We start from the raw sequence: 5,364 nt of genomic DNA on the forward strand, positions 1-5,364 counted from the left end.
ATATTAAAGCATTATTAAATTAATTGAGAGAGTGTTTAAATATGGCATGTCATTATCATCCAGAAAGAGAAAGCACAGATGTATGTGCAATTTGTGGAAAACCAATTTGTAAGGAATGTGGTTTGGAAATAGCTGGCAAAATTTATTGTAAAGACTGTTTACAAAAAATTGTAGGTATAGGATTAGAAAATAACACAGAGCCTGGTGAACAACCACCAGTTGAACAACCAGTGGTCGAACAACCACCTGCTGAACAACCACCAGTTGAAAACATATATGATACTCAAGAAGAAGTAGTTTATGCTTCTGAAGAACCTATTACACAAGAATATCAGAAAATCAGTGAAGACTCCCCGTATAATATAAAAGATAACATAAATTATTCCGGAGGTCTTGAATCATCATATTTATACGAAAATGAAAAACCGCAAGCTGTTCAAAATGAAGCCCAATATGTTGCTGAAGAACCAGTAAAAGCACCTCAAGAAGAGGAATTTATCTATCCAGATCATTCTTTTGAACCAGAACCAACCAGTGCAAGAGTTGATTTAGAAGACAAATATGAAAAATATTTAGATGACTTATACTTTGATGAAAATGAGGTCCCATTAGAAGAACAGCTCGCAAAAGATGAAGAACAATTTGGATCATTAACCAGAAAACCATACAAACCAAGTGAAACCCCTGCTCAAGACCAAAAACTTGCAGAATCCCGTCCAGAAACTCCTGAAGAGATGGAAGCAAGGATTAGAGCAGAAATCATGAAGGAACAAAGTATTGAACCAGAAATTGGAAAAACAGTTCAAAAAGATAAAGAAATTAAGAAAGATGGAGAAAGCATCCACAACTTAAATTATCAGGATGAAAAAGAGCCTATGAATGTTGTAGACATAATATTAACAATCGTTTTAGTCGTTGTTATTTTAATTGTAATCTACTACCTCATATACCTATTCCTATTACATTCAAGCTATCCAACATTTATGGATGCAGTATTTGGACTTACAAATCCACAGAATGTAATTAACAATATTTTAAGCAACCACTAAAATAATGAAACATTTTCATTATTTATTTTTTGCTTAAACTTTTCTAAACACTCTTCATTTTGATAACCCAAAACTCGAATATTTGATGGATATCCATCAATATATTCTGAGATTCTGCTTTTTTCAATAGGATTTTCCAAAATACTTAAAATACGTTCCTTATAATGACTTGAAAATCCATACAGTATAGATTTTTTTAATTCATCAATATCATTGAAAGGTCGATTATCGACAATGTTTTTTGCCAATTTCTCATTAAAGAGATTTAAATTAGATAGCTGCTCAAACGTGAAATTATTAGCAGTGTCTAAAATAGTATCCTCATCACGGACACCATATATAATCAAATCATTTTTAATTGCATCTTTCAGCACATCAATTGTTTTTTGAGGCATCATGTCAAAGACATTGCTAAAGTTATCCTCAATAATACTTTGTCTTATCAAAGTACCGCTAACACCACCTATCCTTTCAACAAATAAAAATTTATCAGTATAATCAAAGCCTATTTTTGATAAGGAATTGGCGAAAGAGGTTATGACATAGTTATCCTCTTCAAGTTTATCTTTTAAAAGAATTTCACCGGTTGTTTTATCGACTATTTTATATGGCCTTGGGGCAATATGGTGACCCATATTAATCCTTTTTAAAATTTCATCAATACCTTCCACTTTTTTATAACCTCTAGGAATATGTGAAGTATTTAATGACTTAAACATCTTACAAAGACACAATGAGTATTGGCCAGACCCCATAATTCCCATAGGAGGGCCTTCAACTACAATATCCGCCCCAACAGAAATCGCTATTTCAGCTCGAAGTTCCCTTGGAAGTATATATGGAATGCCTCTGCCACTTCTTTCAAATAAACCAGGCACAATAGCAACAAACAATGAATCAGGAAATGCATCCCTTGCTGTTTTCATACAATGAAAATGGCCGTTGTGTAACGGATTATATTCAGTAAAATCAGCAACTAAATCAATATCACATGAATCCTTTGAAAATTCAGGTTTGCACTGCAAATCTTTATAAAATAACCCCATGTCTCTTTTAAGAATTGATGAAATTTGTGACATGTATTAAGATATGAATTTTAAATTAAAAAAAATTTATGTTTAATAAAAAACATAATTGAAAATAATAAATAACTTTAGGAGTTAAAATATGGATTTAGTAATCAAAAATTGTAGATTAATTGATAAAACTGGAGATTATTACATCAAAATTGATGAAGGAAAAATTGCTGAGATTTCAAAAACACCACTTGAAGCAGACAAAACAATAGATGTCAAAAATAATTATGTTCTTCCAGGTTTTATTGACCCGCATATACACTTTAGAGATCCAGGGTTAACTCAAAAAGAAAACTTTAAAACAGGAAGTTTAAGTGCTGCGAATGGAGGATTCACCACAGTGTTCGATATGCCAAACACACTTCCAAAAACCAATACTTACAAATCACTCAAAGAAAAAATAAAAATAGCTGAATCTAAATCCGTAGTCAATTTCGAGCTCATGGTTGGGACAAATACACTTGAAGAAATGGAAAAAATGATAAAACTTAATCCTATTGCATTCAAAATATTTATGGATTTGGAAAGTGATGAACAACTGGAAGAAAATTTCCATAATTTAGGAATTTTGAAAGAAAAAACAGAATATAACGGACTTGTAGCTACCCATTGTGAGAAAAAATCAATTGTTGAAAAAGAAACTTCCAGATTAAAAGAAAAAGAGGTAAACAAAGCAATTGACTACAGTTATGCAAGACCTGCCATATCTGAAGATGAATCTGTAAAGCAAGCTATTGAACTTGCAAGAGCAAATAATTTATCTTTACATATATGCCATCTAAGCTCAAGGAAATCATTAAGTCTTGCAAAAAATGCAAGTAAAACATACCCTGTAAGTTGGGAATTTACACCACACCATTTATTACTAGACAACTCAGCATACAATATATATGACACATTCATAAAAACCAATCCTCCACTTAGAGAAAAACAAGACAGTATAAACCTCGACGATTTGGATGAAACTTCAGTTATTGGAACAGATCATGCCCCACACACCATGGAAGACAAACAAAAAGGAGTCTGGAACTCCTCACCAGGCATACCAAACCTAGAAACAGTAGTTCCACTACTGCTAACAGAAGTTAATAAAGGAAATATAGATTTAAAGTTGATTCCAAAAATCTTTTCTGAAAATGCATCAAAAATATACGGCCTTGAAAATAAAGGTGAAATAGCTATTGGAAAAGATGCAGATTTTACAGTAATTGATTTGAAAAGAGAAGGCACATTCAATATTGAAGAATTTGAAACAAAAGCAGAATACTCTCCATTTGACGGTTTAAATTACATTGGAATGCCAATAATGACAATTGTAAATGGAAAAACAGTAATGAATAAAATTTAACTAATTTTAAAAATGGATTTAGTGACAAACCACTAAAAAAAAGAAAATAAAAAAGGTGTGTTTTCACACCTATTTATAACATAATGCGTCTTCAGGACATGCTTCCATACATTGACCACATAAAGTACAGAATCCTGCAATTGGTAATTTAGGATTGTCTGTTTCGTGGAGCATATCGTATGGACATGCTTCAATACAGTCACCACATTGGTCACATTTAGATGGGTTGAATGAAATCCTATCTCTGGAAACAGGTTCTCCGTCAATAGTTACTTCGTATTGTTCAACTTTCAATGCATCGTTTGAACATACGGAAGCACAAGCTCCACATCTAATACAACTTGTGAAAGATGGTTCTGCATCAGTTTCTACTAAAGCAGGGCAGGACATACCAGTTTTGGTAACTACACGAATAGCTTGAGTAGGACATTTGTTTGCACATGCACCAATGAAATCACATTTTTCAACATCTCTTCCGATACCTTCAGCATCTACAGGTGCACCTTCACCCCATTCTACATCAATTTCTAATGCATCAACAGGACAAAGTTTTACACATAAACCACATGCAGCACATACACTAGGAATTGCTACTGTTAAGCTAGCACTGTTAGCAGCAATGAAATCACCAGGACATGCTTCTACACATGTGTTACAACCGATACATTTTGCGGAATCGAAAGTGAAAGATTGGATTTCTTTGGAACGTTTGACTGGTACTTTTTCAGCAATGTAAATTGCATTCCAAGGACAGGTTTGTGAACATAAACCACATCTAATACAGTCATCGTTTACAGTAATAGGGCTTCCAACTTCATCAAGAGTAATTGCGCTTACAGGACAAGGATCTACACAAGTTCCACATCCAACACAATCTTTGATGTAAACAGGACCTTTTCCTTTGAGATCTAACTCATATTCAACAGGTTCTTTTACACCAGGAATACCAATTACATCAACTGGGCAAATGTCAACACATTTTTGACACATTACACAGAAACCTTCAACTTCTTTTAATTTTTCGCCAGTAACTTTAATTGTTTCTTGTGGGCAAACTTCTTCACATTTACCACAGGAGTCACATAAGATAGAGTTAAATACTAATCTTGCTTGGGTTACACCTTCAGCAATTTCATATTCTTCTACTTTTAATGCGCCTTGTGGACAAACATCTGCACATTTTGGTTCTTCGCCACAAGTATCACAGTGAATAATAGAGTCAGGTGTTACGTCAATAGCTGATGTAGGACAAGTACCTTCACAAGCACCACATTTTATACAGCCATCTTCATTAAATACTATCATTTATAAAAACCCCCTTAAATTTAGAATTTTTTAATGAGGTTTCCTTCACTGTCTACAATATCTACTTCAGCTAATCTCATTTGACTATCCATTGAGTGGGTAGCACAAGATAAACATGGATCGTAAGCTCTGATAACCATTTCCATTAAGTTGAAAATGCTGTCATCTACTTCTACACCAGGTTTGATGTAATCTTTAGCAACTTGGTGAATACCCATTTCCATAGCTGGGTTGTTTTGGATTGTAGCTACAACAATGTTAGCGTAATTACATAATCCATTATCATCAGATTCGTAATGGTGGATTAAAGTACCACGAGGTGCTTCTACAATACCTACACCTTTACCTTCAGTTCTTTCTAATTCATCTGGGAATTTTTGACCAGATAAATCTTCTTCTAATGCGTTAGCAGCACATTCAGCAGATGCTAATAACTCAATGAGTCTTGCATAGTTGAATAATAATGGTGCTTGAGCATATCCGAAAGCGTCACGGAAGTCTTTAAGAGCTTCTTGAGCGAGAGGTGCTTCTTTAGGCATTTGGTCACAGACGTTAATCCTGGATAATGGTGCTACTCTGTAAATAC

At 33.7% G+C, this 5,364-nt stretch carries 5 protein-coding genes; 2 read left to right on the top strand and 3 right to left on the bottom strand.

Going from position 1 to position 5,364, the window contains the following annotated elements; genetic code table 11:
• Nucleotides 1-41 precede the first annotated feature (41 nt).
• A complete protein-coding gene (locus UIB65_RS07610) occupies nucleotides 42-1,049 on the top strand; it encodes a hypothetical protein (RefSeq protein ID WP_330040707.1) in 1,008 nt (335 codons plus the stop codon).
• Here the strand turns inward: UIB65_RS07610 and UIB65_RS07615 are convergent.
• Complete coding sequence (locus UIB65_RS07615) at nucleotides 1,046-2,128, bottom strand: nucleotidyltransferase family protein (RefSeq protein WP_330040709.1); 1,083 nt, start codon at nucleotides 2,126-2,128, stop codon at nucleotides 1,046-1,048. The two genes, UIB65_RS07610 and UIB65_RS07615, sit on opposite strands and share 4 nt — an antisense overlap.
• A gap of 88 nt (nucleotides 2,129-2,216) precedes the next feature.
• Here UIB65_RS07615 and UIB65_RS07620 point away from each other — a divergent pair, with 88 nt between their 5' ends.
• Nucleotides 2,217-3,473, top strand: coding sequence for a dihydroorotase family protein (locus UIB65_RS07620; RefSeq protein WP_330040712.1), 1,257 nt, complete (start codon nucleotides 2,217-2,219; stop codon nucleotides 3,471-3,473).
• 69 nt (nucleotides 3,474-3,542) lie between these two features.
• Here the strand turns inward: UIB65_RS07620 and UIB65_RS07625 are convergent, their stop codons facing one another.
• Entirely contained in the window at nucleotides 3,543-4,778 is a 1,236-nt protein-coding gene (locus tag UIB65_RS07625) for a 4Fe-4S binding protein (RefSeq protein WP_330040714.1), read from the bottom strand.
• A gap of 20 nt (nucleotides 4,779-4,798) precedes the next feature.
• A partial coding sequence (locus UIB65_RS07630) for a nickel-dependent hydrogenase large subunit (protein WP_330040716.1) occupies nucleotides 4,799-5,364 on the bottom strand: 566 nt, incomplete at its 5' end.

Source organism: Methanobrevibacter sp. (assembly GCF_036307625.1).
Taxonomy (GTDB): domain Archaea; phylum Methanobacteriota; class Methanobacteria; order Methanobacteriales; family Methanobacteriaceae; genus Methanocatella.

Bases quoted from the DNA above. Each gene is read 5' to 3' on its own strand.
- UIB65_RS07620 (WP_330040712.1), top strand. From the start codon at position 2,217: ATGGATTTAGTAATCAAAAATTGTAGATTAATTGATAAAACTGGAGAT.
- UIB65_RS07615 (WP_330040709.1), bottom strand. From the start codon at position 2,128: ATGTCACAAATTTCATCAATTCTTAAAAGAGACATGGGGTTATTTTAT.
- UIB65_RS07610 (WP_330040707.1), top strand. From the start codon at position 42: ATGGCATGTCATTATCATCCAGAAAGAGAAAGCACAGATGTATGTGCA.
- UIB65_RS07625 (WP_330040714.1), bottom strand. From the start codon at position 4,778: ATGATAGTATTTAATGAAGATGGCTGTATAAAATGTGGTGCTTGTGAA.